Raw genomic sequence first — 12,444 nt, forward strand, 5'->3', positions numbered from 1 at the left:
TCGCCAGAGAATAAAAAAAGCCCCAATCCTGCGGGAATGGGGCTTTTTTAACTAAGATGATGAAGCTCAGTGGTTATAGAAACGTCGACCTTCACGCATCACTTCAATCAATTCAGGCGCGCTCATTTTCTTATTGAGCCTATGTTCATAGTTTTCATCGTAAATACGATATTTCCCGTGGCGGTCAATCACTGTCACTTCTGCTTCTTGATAGATAGCAAAAATACGGCTATCACCTATATAGATCCACGTTTCTTTGTCAGGTTGTAATAGGCTGCGACCAGCGCTGTAATCTGTCGTGTTATTGGTGCAACCTAGCACGTGGGTCATTAAAGTCGGCGCAATGCCGTAATGGCTGGTGCGGTATTTGACCTTAGAAGCACCCGTATTCGGCCAGTGGATCACTAATGGCACTTTGACACTCTGTGGTGACAGGTTGCGATTAGCTTCATCACTATTGCTGGTGAACATTTTGCCATTGACCCCAGTAATAATCACTAAGGTGTCATTGGACACATTGGCCAGCATTGCCTTGAGTTGTTGATCGACAAAATACAGAGATTGGCGATATTGATTAAACAGTACTTTTTGCGCTGGCATAAGGTCGGTATTGGCTTTCACTGTTTCGATACCCAGAAAACCCACGGGAGTATCAAAATTTTCTGGCGCTTTTAAGTTAACGAGCGCAAACCAAGGTTTATTTTGGATGCTGTGCCACTCGTTAAAACTGGCCACTGTGTGCAAATCGGCATCGGCGCTGCCATTGGTTTCTTTGGCTATGACAGGATTAAAGTCATTAAACATCGCCTGTGATGAACGCAAATTGAGATTGGTTTCAGGGAGGAAAAGCCCCAATTCATAGCCTGCTTGTTGAAAACTTCTGGTCAGTAAAGGACTGGTGCTATTAAAAATTCGCGCATCGCCATAACTGCCTTGCAGGCCATAGAGTAGCGAAAACATGCCTGTTCTAAATTGGTTGCCGCCGCTGAAATGCTGGGTAAAAGATTGATTATTTTCAGTGTATTGGTGTAGGAATGGCATGCTTTTGCCATCGACCATATCCGCCCGCAAACTGTCGATGGTAATCATTAACACGTTGATTTTCTTGTCGGCCTGGCAGGTGAGTGGCTGCTCTGGATAACTGAGTACACTGGTGTTGTGATTGACGTCATCGCCTTGGTATGAACCATCGATACCGTGACTTTCCATAAAGGAGCGAGCAGTCGCGGGATAAGATAAAGGATAAGTATCGTCGAAACGGGTAATTTCGGTGATATCGGCAGCATCGGCCCAAATGTGGATCAAGTGGCTGCTGATAAAACATACACACACTAAGGTGATAACTTTATTGCCTAAATTGAGTTTTTGGATTTTCTCTATGCGTTTCCACAAAAAATTGGCCATGGTCAGTTCAATGGCGATGATGGCCAACGGGGTGACGATATAAGAAGTACCACGGAGCAGGGCATTGAGATCCGCCCAAGCTAGATCGAAGGCGAAGGGGCTCAAGTGCATGCCGTAATCGGCGTAAACAATGGTATCGTACAATAAGATACAAAGACTTAGGGTCGCGATCACCGCCGCGACACCTCTTAATATCTTTGAATAGGGCAATATCAAGGTTAGTGGAAATAGGCAGATCAAATAGGCGATAAAGGCGAGGAAGCTAAACTGACCAATAGTGCTGACGCTCAGATAAAACCAGCCATACCAAGTTTCTGGATAACCCACGCTGCCAAGGTATCGGCTTCCGACTATCATGGCTAATAAGCCATTGAAGAAGGCGAACCAATGCCCCCAGTTGATGAGCCGGGAAACCCGATCGCGGCTCATTTGCTTTTTTCGCTCGACCATAGTGATCCGCTTATTCCTAAAAGGCCTTGTATCTTATATTCTTTTGATGATTATTACCCAGTTAACTTACTGGGATTTAACCGATTGTGCGAGTGCTTTTGCAAATTGTTCGGCCACGGCTTGGCGCGATTCGCTGGGCACTTTACGTTCTAGCAGGTTAGTCACGCAGTTACCCAATGCCATCAGGCTCAGGTCAGTCGGTGCTTTATGCTTTTCTAACACAGCCAATATTTCGGCGATTAATGATTCAACTTGGGTGTTTGAGTATTTCGATTGGATTGCCATAATCAAAAAATGTTTCACTTTGGAATGGATTAGCGGCATATAATAGCGGATTTATCCCAGTATCACTATCAGGGCTTATGAGTATTAACATCGAACACGCAATTATTCACGAGATTTCTCAGGACAGTCAGGGGCAATTACGCTGCCGTTTGCGTCCTCAACCTCTGCTGAACGGTCAGGCGGTCGAGGTGATGCTCGACGAGTTGCATCAGACATATACGGGAAAGGCCGGTAAAGGTTTTGGCTATTTTGGTATCCATGGTGACGACGGTGAGGCGAATCCCGCCTTTGCCAATGCGCTAACTCAATACCGTGGCGGCGAGCTAGGGTTTGTGGAATTTTCCGGTCAAGCCAGTAAATTACTGCAAGAAGAATTGTCGAAATACGACTTCAGTCAAGGCGGTTTCCTGTTGATGTCTTGCTATACCAGCATCACCAGCGATTATTTGTTTGTGGCTTTATTAAGTGCTAAGTCGTCAATGACAGTATTAGATGATATGGAACTGTCGCAAAATAACCATTTGGATTTAAATAACATCCAACTCGCGGCGCGTATTGATTTAACTGAGTGGCAAGCCGATAAGGATTCTCGCAAGTACATCTCCTTTATCCGTGGCCGTGCGGGACGTAAAGTCGCTGACTTTTTCCTCGACTTTATGGGCTGCGTAGAAGGCGTCAACACTAAGGCGCAAAACAAAACCTTAATGAATGCGGTTGAAGATTTTGTTGCCAGCAGTGAGTTGACGAAAGACGAGCGTCAGCAGTGCCGCAATAAAGTGTTTGAATACTGTAGTGAGCGTTTCGATGAAGGCGCTGACATTGAGATCAAAGACTTGGCCGATGAGTTAGCCGATCAAGGCATGGACTCCTTCTATGATTTTGCCCGTGGCGGCAGTTATGATCTCGATGAAGAGTTTCCGGCCGATAAATCGACCCTGCGCCAATTGAAGAAGTTTTCTGGTACAGGTGGCGGCGTAACGTTAAGTTTTGATGGCGGCCACTTAGGTCAACGGGTGATTTACGATCCCATCTCGGACACGATTTTAATCAAAGGTGTGCCAGCAAACTTAAAAGATCAGCTTGATCGTCGTCTTAAAGGCGAATAGTACTTAATTAATCCATCGTTTTTTAAGCGAACGAATAACCAAAGGCCGAGAGTTTTACTCTCGGCCTTTTTGCTGTGCTAAGTCGCGCTGACTTAGTGTCTATGCTAAGTGAGTACAGCTAAGTGAGTACAGCTAAGTGAGTACTTCTTAGTCAGTGACTCGTTGCCTATGTTAGTTATTGGAGCTAAATGGCACAGGACGTGGCGTATCTTTATTCGATGGTGGCAAAATAGGTAGCGTGATTTGCGGCTGATCGCCCGTTAAGGACTCAAGGAAGGCGACCATTTCTTTCACTTCTTGGTCAGAGAGTTTTTGCCCTAATTGAATGTCTGCCATGGTATTCACCGCTTCTTCCAGGGTCCAGACGCTGCCATCATGGAAGTAGGGATAGGTGAGTTCAATATTGCGTAGTGTAGGCACTTTAAACACATATTTATCAGCTTCTTTACCAGTGACGCCCTTACGACCTTCTGCTGGGTTATTGGTGTGGAACGGTTTGATGAGTCCCATTTTCATATACATGGTGCCACCGACAGCGGGGCCGTTATGGCAACTCACGCAACCTTTATCCTTGAAGAGTTGGTAACCCGCTTTGGCATTCGCGCTGATGGCCTCTTGCTTGCCCAGAAGATATTGATCGAAGGGGCTATTAGGGGTGACTAAGGTTTTTTCAAAGGTGGCAATCGCATCGGTTAAACGGTCAATTGTGACTTTTTCATCGCCATAGACCTTGGCGAAGTGCGCTCGGTAGGTGGGCATAGAGGCGATAGTTTCAGTTGCGAGTTCATGGGTAAAGCCCATCTCTTTCGGGTTGGCGATAGGGCCCGCGGCTTGTTCTTTCAAATCACTGGCGCGACCATCCCAAAATTGAGCCAGCATAAAGTCGGCATTAAGCACTGTGGGCGAGTTAATTGGGCCTTCCTGCCAATGGTGACCAATAGACGTTGGCAGTGCATCGACACCACCAGTGGATAAATTATGGCAAGAGTTACAAGAGATAAAGCCAGATTTAGACAGTCTGGGTTCGAAGAATAACATTTTACCTAATTCAACTTTTTCAGGTTCGGTGATCTTGGCTGCTGTAATGACTTCGATGGGTTCTGCACTGATAGCATGGGTACTGGCTAACATACCTGCGATGAAAATGGCGATAGATGTAAGTTTGGTCATCTTATTTCTCCCTGTATAACCTTGGTTTTTGTATGGTTTAACAGGGATGCTAGCGGTTAATGATGCTGAGTGATAATGCTTTGTTTCGATTGGGTCTATCGCTGTTGCGGATTAAGCTTTTGCGATCTAATTCGCTGTTTTTACGTTGTTATTTTGCTAGGTTGAGTGATGTTTCTGTTAAGGCTTTATCTGTTAATCGACAAGGTCGATGCATTGTTGCTTTCTGCCTATCGGTACCTGATGGTTGCAATGAGTTGCATTGCTGGATTTTCGAAAACCTGATACACACATCTGATACAAACATCTGATACAAAATATTGGGCCGAGTGGATTCATTTGTCGCGACAACAGACGGAATTGATTAGAATCTCCATTCATGTTGAGTTAACTCGTGTTGAGTGCCTCAAGTTAGCATGCTCGGCCATCGCCAAGCGGTGCTATAAAATTACATAGGCGGACTGTTTTTCTGCCGAGGAGCGTTAATGCAATTGTTTGTCAAAGATTTAACTGTGATCGATTTTTCCTATTTGTGCCCAAAGCGCGGCATGGTGGGGGAGAGTTGGATTGTTGATGTTCTGCTAGAGGGCGGATTAGACGAGCAAAACATGGTACTCGATTTTGCTAAAGTCAAACGCACGATCAAGCAAACCATAGATGCGGTGGCCGATCATCGTTTATTAGTGCCTACGGCCTGCAGCAGTGTGCGATGGCAACAGCAGGGCGATAGAGTATGGATGGATTTTGATAGTCAGTTAGGTGAAATTCATTTGGCCTGTCCTTCCCAAGCCTTTGCCTTAGTGCCGACCGAAGAGATTGATATTCCCAGCGTGAATGCCTTTTTACAGAAAGCGTTGCGCGAAGCTTTACCTAAAAATGTCGAAGGGATCACACTCACCTTGAGACACGAAATCCTCGATACGCCTTATTACCATTACAGCCATGGTTTACGTAAACATGATGGTAATTGTCAGCGTATCGCCCATGGGCATCGTAGTCCTATTCACGTTTATGAAAATGGCAGTCCAGCACCTAAGTGGGATGAGTATTGGGCCAAACGTTGGCACGATATTTATTTAGGCAGTGAAGAGGACTTGGTTTCAGTTAAGACCCTTAATCTTTCGCCGCAAACGCGGATAACCGATGACAGCCACTATGGTTTTCACTATCAAGCGCCCCAAGGGGATTTCCAATTGGCAATGCCAAAGGAATGCTGTGATTTAATTCCCCACGACACGACGGTTGAGTTGTTAGCCGATTATATTGCCACGACATTAGTCGCTAAAGTGCCAGGAAGTCAGTTTAAAGTGGTGGCGTTTGAAGGTGTTGGCAAGGGCGCGATCGTCGTTAAGGGATAGGCACTACGAGCTGATATAAGTGAATGGACTTAAACTATTCACCTTTTAATCACGGATTTAATAGGCCTCGGTAGATTATCGGGGCTTTTTTGTGGGTTTTTAGCATAGGCTGAACTGAAATTACGACAGGGATGTGGGTTTGCAGAATCGATTTTTATGGTGCGTTAGGTTAACGTGGCATTGATTGAATTCGGCTGCGTTTTGTGTCGCGATGAATGTATTGAGTGGGTCTTGATCCCTATTGCCCATCGATAAGGATTTTTTGAAGATGTTGGAAACTAGGATATTGGAAACTAAGATGCTGGAAAATAATAAGATGTTGAGAAATAAAGTATCGCAATTTTTATCTCACGGTGGAGTCCCCCTAAGTTCAAATCCAATACGCTGCTTATCGGCATTATTCACTTTGGGCCTAGTGCTCATTGCGCCTCAGGTACAAGCTGAGGTGAGTTTACAGGGTAAGTTAGAGCAAGGCGCATTAATGCGGGGTCAAGCGCCAGCGGGCACTCAGATTAGCTTAAATGGTGAAGCCATCAAGATCACGCCTGATGGTCATTTTGCCTTTGGTTTTGATCGCGACGGTGAACTGAGCCAGCAGCTAACCTTGGTTTATCCCGATGGTTTGACTGAGGTTAAGCCTTTAACCTTAACCAAGCGAGAGTACGATATTCAAAGTGTAAAGGGCATTAGCTCGAAGATTATGAAGCCCGATCCTGTCGCGCAGGAAAGAGCGGCGAAAGACACGGCGCAGGTGAAAGCGGCGCGGGCAACATTTAGTGAGCAAACTGCATTTTTACAGACGTTTATTTGGCCTTTGACGGGGCGTATTTCTGGTGTTTACGGTAGCCAGCGTATTTATAACGATGTACCCGGTAATCCACACTTTGGGGTGGATGTGGCGGCGAAAACCGGCACTGTAGTGGTCGCCCCCGCCGATGGTGTTATTAGTCTTTCTGTGCCTGACATGTTTTATTCGGGCGGGACTATGGTGATCGACCATGGTTATGGGGTGAGTTCGAGTTTTTTGCACTTGAGTAAATTGTACGTCAACGCGGGTGAAGTGGTTAAGCAAGGCCAAGCTGTTGCAGAGGTGGGCGCAACAGGCCGTGCAAATGGCCCACACTTAGATTGGCGAGTGAACTGGTATCAAATGCGCCTCGACCCTACAACCATAGTGCCGCCAATGGCAACAGTGCTGGCGAATGAGAAAGCTAACAAAGCGGCCAAAAAGGGCTAGGTTCGATATCCAGTTCTGGCTCACTTAAATGGCGCAATGATGCGCCATTTAATGGTGATCCTTATCGTGAACACTTAGTGAGTTGGTTTCTTTCTAGGCTAACTTCAAATGTCCGCTTGCCAATAATCATTTTTAACCGAGTCGTCTAAAAAGATTACTTCAACAGTGGATGATCAGCAGGCAGTTGGCGGGTGATCCATAAAATCAGTTTGTGTTTCATGTTTGGCCCATCTTCTTTATCTTTGGCCAGTGGCTGAATCAAGTTGTCGGTGACCAATAAACGGTAAATACATTCCACTTTGTCTTTGGGTGAGATGCCTTTGTCGAAGTCTGCATAGCCGCGTTTTTTGGCATAGCCCACGCCGATTTCCATGGCGAACTTCAATATTTGTGCTTCGTTCTTGTGTGGCTTCATTGGCGATCCTCTGTTTGCACATAGCATCCATCTACTGGACACGATAATTTGTGCCTGATGGCATCTGCGAGTTATATGTCCTAAGTTACGCTAAATATGCTGTTTTTTAGATTTAATTTTGGCGATTTTTGACAAAACTACCAAAAAACTGACCTAAAAATAACGAGAATATTGAATCTGATTAAATTGTCATCAACTCAGATGTTAACTCAGTTACTGTCGTAGGTTTTAGCTAAGGCAAGTGCCAATGAAAATCTAAGCTCAGTTTTATCTGCCTGAGTTTAAGTCTGACTTAACATTCAGATACTTGTTCGCTCGCGATGACCGCTTTTATGCCATGGGGATGCACTTTAATGCACACATTTCCGCGTTTAAAGGCGATAGTTGGATTGGCTAAACGTTCTTTATCGCCTTTGGGCGAGCTCATTTTGACTTTAATCTCAGCAAGGGATGGCAAGTCTGGTAATCTTGACTGCTCTGATTCAGCTGTCTGCTCAGATTGCGGCAATGGACTCAGTCCTAGGTTGAGTAAAGGGCGGAGTGTTGGACATAAGAGCAGTAAATCTTGGCTCAAGGTATCGCAATCTTTAGCTTTAGAATCAATAACTAATTCTATGTGCTCCCAGCCTTCCTGCGGATAAACTTTATCACTAGGATAGGGAAGCTCGACGCAGGCAATGCTAAATTGACCGAGTGTGAGTGGCGTGTCTAGCTCGATGATCAGAATCGTACGGCCATTGATGATGTTGTCTGAAATGATTTTTCCTATGCGGCTAAAGGCGTCGCGCAGGGCATCGGCACTGGCGATGGAATTGACGCGCAGCGCGACATGGTCGCAAACCAGTGCTTTATCTGCTAAGTCTAAGGTTTCAAGCAAGGCTAAAATTTGTGCTTCGAAGGCTGGCCAGCCTTGGATTAATTGCTCATAGCTGAGGTTTGCACTGTGCGGCGCAACAGGCTCGTTGAATTTAGGCATAAATACTCCAAGGCATTTCTATTGGCGTTAGTTTTATCCCTTAAGTAAATGACTGAGACTATTACAACTAACATAATGCTTTTAATGGTTAAATAAAAACGCCCATTAAGCTGGGCGTGTTTGATATCGTTCAATTATCTATTTGGCATTTTGCCATCTGGATATTGGCTAAGGTTACGGCCAAATCTCAATTGGTGTTCCTTCATCGACCACTTTCCACACTTCATCCATTTCGGCGTTGGTAATCGCGATACAGCCGTCAGTCCAGTTGTATTGCTGGGCTTGTTCTGGCGGCAGTGACGACTTAGGGTTTTGGCCGTGGATCATGATCATGCCTCCGGGTCTAATGCCTAAGGCTTTGGCTCTGAGTTTATCCTCTTCATTAGGATAGGAAATATGGATCGATTTATAATAAGCACTATCAGGCTTTTTATAATCTAGGGTATAACGCCCCTGTGGTGTGCGTTGATCGCCTTCCTTTAATTTGTGTCCAGCGGGTAGGTCACCCATGGCGATGCGATATTGTTTGAGCACTTTGCCATCGCGTAATAAAGCCATACTGGATTCGGATTTAGTGATCACCACCAGATCCACTTTACCCATGCCAGAGGCATGTAATTCGGGTGAAACGAGAGCCGCGATAGTCACAGTGAGAGATGTCAATGTGGAAAGTAGGGTGGCGCGCATGAAGTCCTCGAAAATAAACACAGGTTGTTGGCTTTTTTCGGCATCATACCGCAATTTTATCCTACTGTGAGTAGATAATTTTGAGCTAGGTGCAATTGCATGGCAGACTCGTGGCATATTTATACTGTAATCCCTGTGTTAGTCAGTTTGTTGCAAGGAAGTAAAAGCTTTTATGTCTGAGAATATCGAATCCGAAAGTCCGTTAAAACGTCAATTACGTACCATTATTTTTGGCACTGATACTCCCGCTGGCCGCTATTTTGATATCGCCCTCATGGTGTGTATTGTGTTGAGTGTCGGCTTAGTGTTCCTCGACACCGTAGAGATATTCCATCGCGAATACGGCCAGCTTATTTCTGTGTTGGAATGGGTATTTACCATTATTTTTACGATTGAATATGGCCTACGTTTGTACTGCGCGACTCATCCTGTGTTATATGCTCGCAGCTTTTATGGTTTAGTGGATTTGTTATCGGTATTGCCAAGTTATCTGGCGTTGCTGATCCCTGGCGCTAACTTTACCTTAGTCATCCGGATACTTAGGCTGTTTAGGATTTTCCGCGTACTCAAATTACTGCGTTATTTGAGTGAAGGAAATGTTCTACTTAGGGCGATGATGCAGTCGAGTCGTAAGGTTTTTTTGTTTTTCTTCTCGGTCAGTTTGATCGTTATGGTACTGAGTTCAGTAATGTATGTGGTTGAAGGGCCTGATAATGGTTTCAGTTCAATCCCTAAATCTGTGTACTGGACAATTGTGACTATTACTACAGTCGGTTACGGCGACATTACCCCGAAAACCGGATTAGGTCAGGCGATTGCGGCTTTTACTATGCTGATTGGTTACTCGATTATCGCAATCCCAACGGGGATTTTAACCGCCGAGATATCCCAAGAAGTAGGGCGCCATCGAGATTTACGCTCGTGCAATCAATGCCATAAGACAGGTCATGATATTGATGCCATGTATTGTAGTCGTTGTGGATGTGAGTTAGATAGCCTAGATGTGCCCGTCGATAAAGACGTTTCCTGATGACTTCGGCGAACACTTTTTATTTTTTGTAGGTAAAAGACACGTATGACGCAAGCCAAGTTTGTTGAAGGCCCCATATTACGCCATATCTTAGTGATGAGTTCGACCGCCGCGGTAGGGATTTCTGCCTTATTTGTCGTGGATTTACTGGATATCTTTTTCCTGAGCCTATTGGGAGAGCATGAACTCGCGGCGGCTGTGGGCTATGCGGGGAGTATTTCGTTTTTTACCACATCGATTGGAATTGGTTTATCGATTGCATTAGGGGCTTTAGTGTCTCGCTCGATTGGCGCAAAAGAGGTGGTGTTGGCAAAGCGCTTATTACTCAATAGCGCGGTTGTGACGACACTGATCAGTGTGCTGGTGGCAGCTGTGGTCACCACCTTTATTCCTGAGCTAGTTGCCTTAGTAGGCGCGAGTGGTCATACCGCAGAGCTTGCTGCGAGCTATTTGTATATTCTCGTGCCTTCCTTGCCTTTTATCTGTCTTGCGATGGCACTCGGCGGGGCTTTGCGCGCCGTGGGTGATGCAAAGTTATCTATGATGTCGACCTTAGCGGGGGGCGGGGTTAATGCTGTACTCGATCCGATTTTTATCTTCATGTTCGCCATGGGGATCGAAGGCGCTGCATTGGCATCCGTTTTAGCGCGGGTGGCGGTATTTGTGATTGCCGCTCGCGGTGTGGTGGTTAAGCATAAGTTGTTAGGCCATTTTGATAAGGCACATTTTGTCGCCGATCTTAAGCCCATCTTTGCCATTGCAGGCCCTGCGATGTTAACCAATGTGGCAACTCCCATTGGAAATGCCTTTGTGACCCGAGCGATCGCCGATTTCGGTGACGCTTATGTGGCAGGTTGGGCAGTATTAGGACGTTTGATCCCTGTGGCCTTTGGGATGATCTTTGCACTGTCCGGCGCGATTGGACCTATTGTTGGGCAAAACTTTGGCGCAGGTCAGTTTGACCGAGTACGTGAGAGTTTAACGCGGGCGATTCAGTTTTGTACTGTGTATGTGCTGGTAATGTCTTTGCTGTTGTTTATGCTTAAGTCACATTTGGTCAGTGTGTTTGATATGAAGGGCGATAGCGCTGATCTTATTCACTTTTTCTGCAGTTATATTGCGGTATTCTTTATCTTTTCGGGGATTTTATTCGTGGCGAATGCGTCCTTTAATAATCTTGGCAAGGCCAAATATTCCACGCTATTTAACGTAGGTAAAGCCACTTTAGGCACTGTGCCTTTTGTGTATTTTGGTGCACTTTGGGGCGGTGTTTACGGTGTATTGATTGGGCAAATTTTAGGGTCTATTTTGTTTGGTACATTAGGTGTGTGGGTTGCCTATCGTTTAGTGGATAAAGTGGCGGCGCAGGCACAGTTTTCAGCCGCGCCTAATCTTGATGCTGCGAATGCTATCCCCTGCAATGTCGTACTGAGTGAGGAAGAGGAAATCGCTAATTGTGTTGCACAGAACTTACCGAGTGCGACCAATCCGCTTTCATCCTCGTGCGTGCAGATGGCGCAATTAACGGAGGAGCAAGAAAATGAGCCCGTATTGCCCTATTTAGACGAGGGTAAAAAGCCTAATTGACGTTATGTGGCTTAGCTGCGCCGTGTAGAAGCTGTGGGCAAGAACGCAGATAAAAAATGAGCTCTTAATAATGAGGAGCAGTCAGAAAGCTGCTAATGATGGGAATGCTGAAAAACAAAATGCCACAAGATTGCTTGTGGCATTTTGTTTGAAACGGCGTTTGCACTTCATTTAGTTAAGCTAACAATGCCAAAATACGCCGCTAAAAGACTATTCTGCTGAGCTTCTTATTCTTCGGTACTGCTTATTCTTCAATACTTAGCGTGTCTTGTTGGCCTTCGACTTGTTCAGTCGCGGCTTCTGATGCTGCCATTTTTGCACGATCAGCCTTAGAGATGTAACCTGATTTTGCAGGTGAGCCGATAGTCACTGGGTCGACTTTATTCAGTCTGGCCTTAGCGCGTTTAGCTATTTTCTTGATGATCTTTTGTTTCTTGTTCATGACGTCTCTAATTTCGTTTCGCACCCGCTACGCGCAGGAATATGAGGCCAAGGGCTCAATTGAGGCGGGATTCTAACTCAATCTGAGCGAACTGACCATGTTTTGCTGAATTTTGTCGAAAACAACGGCTACTCTTTGGGAACTAGTTTTGCTAAATGGCGTTAGCATAACAATTTGACTTAAACGGCGCTGTTAGTATTTCACACGACAAATGCTGCAAATTCTGCGGTATAGGCTGTCAGTGTGGATCAAAAGCCATTATATTGCCTAGCATTATGAGTTTGAAAAATTGACTCTACT

12 protein-coding genes are annotated in these 12,444 nt (G+C 45.4%); 5 read left to right on the top strand and 7 right to left on the bottom strand.

Translation table 11 applies throughout. From position 1 onward, the window contains the following. Positions 1–66 precede the first annotated feature (66 nt). Together L5L77_RS01965 and L5L77_RS01970 are read right to left on the bottom strand one after the other, a co-directional pair. Positions 67–1,854, bottom strand: a complete 1,788-nt coding sequence (locus tag L5L77_RS01965) for a DUF3413 domain-containing protein (RefSeq protein WP_263185410.1) — start codon at positions 1,852–1,854, stop codon at positions 67–69. A 66-nt stretch (positions 1,855–1,920) separates the two neighbouring features. Beyond that, on the bottom strand, positions 1,921–2,139 hold the full coding sequence (locus L5L77_RS01970; protein ID WP_011847036.1) for a YejL family protein: 219 nt from the start codon (positions 2,137–2,139) through the stop codon (positions 1,921–1,923). A gap of 77 nt (positions 2,140–2,216) precedes the next feature. On the opposite strand from L5L77_RS01970, the gene yejK reads away from it, so the two are divergent. Next, entirely contained in the window at positions 2,217–3,245 is a 1,029-nt protein-coding gene (gene yejK / locus L5L77_RS01975; RefSeq protein ID WP_263138485.1) for a nucleoid-associated protein YejK, read from the top strand. Between the two features lie 171 nt (positions 3,246–3,416). On the opposite strand, the gene L5L77_RS01980 is transcribed toward yejK, so the two are convergent. Further along, positions 3,417–4,415, bottom strand: coding sequence for a cytochrome-c peroxidase (locus L5L77_RS01980; RefSeq protein ID WP_263221934.1), 999 nt, complete (start codon positions 4,413–4,415; stop codon positions 3,417–3,419). 482 nt (positions 4,416–4,897) lie between these two features. On the opposite strand from L5L77_RS01980, the gene L5L77_RS01985 reads away from it, so the two are divergent. Beyond that, positions 4,898–5,770 carry a 6-carboxytetrahydropterin synthase gene (locus L5L77_RS01985; RefSeq protein WP_028759687.1) on the top strand — a complete coding sequence of 291 codons (873 nt, stop codon included), beginning with the start codon at positions 4,898–4,900 and terminating at the stop codon, positions 5,768–5,770. Positions 5,771–6,068: 298 nt separating this feature from the next. Beyond that, positions 6,069–7,007 carry a M23 family metallopeptidase gene (locus L5L77_RS01990; RefSeq protein ID WP_372838946.1) on the top strand — a complete coding sequence of 313 codons (939 nt, stop codon included), beginning with the start codon at positions 6,069–6,071 and terminating at the stop codon, positions 7,005–7,007. A gap of 154 nt (positions 7,008–7,161) precedes the next feature. On the opposite strand, the gene L5L77_RS01995 is transcribed toward L5L77_RS01990, so the two are convergent. The 3 genes from L5L77_RS01995 to L5L77_RS02005 all read right to left on the bottom strand — a co-directional run bounded on the left by L5L77_RS01995 (position 7,162) and on the right by L5L77_RS02005 (position 9,085). Continuing rightward, the gene (locus L5L77_RS01995; RefSeq protein WP_006081993.1) at positions 7,162–7,422 is read right to left on the bottom strand and encodes a DUF5062 family protein; all 261 of its coding nucleotides are present in this window, start codon (positions 7,420–7,422) and stop codon (positions 7,162–7,164) included. 292 nt (positions 7,423–7,714) lie between these two features. Then, positions 7,715–8,398: a VOC family protein gene (locus L5L77_RS02000; protein ID WP_263221936.1), complete on the bottom strand. Its 684-nt coding sequence runs from the start codon at positions 8,396–8,398 to the stop codon at positions 7,715–7,717. A gap of 174 nt (positions 8,399–8,572) precedes the next feature. Next, entirely contained in the window at positions 8,573–9,085 is a 513-nt protein-coding gene (locus L5L77_RS02005) for a murein L,D-transpeptidase family protein (RefSeq protein ID WP_028759690.1), read from the bottom strand. A 172-nt stretch (positions 9,086–9,257) separates the two neighbouring features. On the opposite strand from L5L77_RS02005, the gene L5L77_RS02010 reads away from it, so the two are divergent. Both L5L77_RS02010 and L5L77_RS02015 read left to right on the top strand, forming a co-directional pair. Then, complete coding sequence (locus tag L5L77_RS02010; protein WP_263221938.1) at positions 9,258–10,115, top strand: ion transporter; 858 nt, start codon at positions 9,258–9,260, stop codon at positions 10,113–10,115. A gap of 45 nt (positions 10,116–10,160) precedes the next feature. Then, positions 10,161–11,702 (top strand): MATE family efflux transporter, encoded by a 1,542-nt coding sequence (locus tag L5L77_RS02015; protein WP_263221939.1) that lies wholly within the window; start codon positions 10,161–10,163, stop codon positions 11,700–11,702. A 244-nt stretch (positions 11,703–11,946) separates the two neighbouring features. Here the strand turns inward: L5L77_RS02015 and L5L77_RS02020 are convergent, their stop codons facing one another. After that, complete coding sequence (locus L5L77_RS02020) at positions 11,947–12,144, bottom strand: DUF2986 domain-containing protein (RefSeq protein ID WP_263221940.1); 198 nt, start codon at positions 12,142–12,144, stop codon at positions 11,947–11,949. Positions 12,145–12,444 lie beyond the last annotated feature (300 nt).

Origin of the sequence: Shewanella sp. SM29 (assembly GCF_025654245.1) — a bacterium.
Lineage (GTDB): Bacteria > Pseudomonadota > Gammaproteobacteria > Enterobacterales > Shewanellaceae > Shewanella > Shewanella oncorhynchi.